1 protein-coding gene is annotated in these 966 nt (G+C 60.2%); it reads left to right on the top strand.

The window, feature by feature from the left end; all coding sequences use genetic code 11:
* Positions 1 to 357 precede the first annotated feature (357 nt).
* On the top strand, positions 358 to 966 hold a 609-nt coding region (locus C5F44_RS17670), incomplete at its 3' end, for an ABC transporter substrate-binding protein (protein ID WP_146161996.1).

Consider the following 966-nt stretch of genomic DNA (forward strand, 5'->3'; position numbering starts at 1 on the left):
GTGTTCACCACATGGATGAAATACTCAAGTTGCCTGATTTTCATGACCGCGCGCCACCCTCTCCAGCTTTGTTCATCGGCGGGCGCCCCGAAGGGCGGCCTTGCTCCGTTTGGAAGGCATGACATTAGCCTATGGATCGCATGTCAATTATCTATTTTACACATACCTGCGGGTTGCATAGCGTCAGACCCCATGGGCAAGGCTGGCAACGGCCCCCTGGAAAAATGCGGGAAGGGGAGAGCCCGCGCATTTCTTCGTGACAGCGATGGTGCCCCCGGCACGTTTGGCCGGTTTCGTGAAGATGTGCCTGCGGAGCGCTGAGCCGACGTGTCACAGCCAATATAACGGGAGGAAAAGATGAGAAAATTCAAAGGATGCGCTTGTGCGCTGATGGCCTGCACCGCGCTGACCGCACCGGCCCTTGCCCAGGACGGCGAAATTCATATCGCGCTGATGACCGACCTTGCCGGCGCCACCGCCGACTATGGCGGTCAGGGTGCGATCGAAGCCGTGAAGATGGCGGTCGAGGATTTCGGTGGCGAACTGAACGGCAAGCCGATCAAGATCGACTTCATCGACCATCAGAACAAGCCCGACATCGCCGTCACCAAGGCCCGCGAGGCCTATGACAGCGGCACCGACATGATCATCAACCTGTCGAACTCGGCCGCCGCGCTTGGCGTGATGGAGATTGCCAAGGCCAAGGACAAGGTGGTGATCGTCACCGGCGCCGGATCGGACAAGATCACCGGCGAGGCCTGTTCGACCAATGCCATCCACTTCGCCTTCAACTCCTATTCGCTGGCCAATTCGCCGGTGCAGGCGCTGGCGGCGTCTGGCGATACAAGCTGGTTCCTGATCGTGTCCGACTTTGCCTACGGGCTTTCGGTCGAGGCGGCCGTGACCGATGCCATCGCAACCGCGGGCGGCACGCTGACCGGCAACGTCAAGCACCCCGCCTTCATG

The organism is Fuscovulum blasticum DSM 2131, assembly GCF_003034965.1.
In the GTDB taxonomy this organism is placed as follows: Bacteria; Pseudomonadota; Alphaproteobacteria; order Rhodobacterales; family Rhodobacteraceae; genus Pseudogemmobacter; species Pseudogemmobacter blasticus.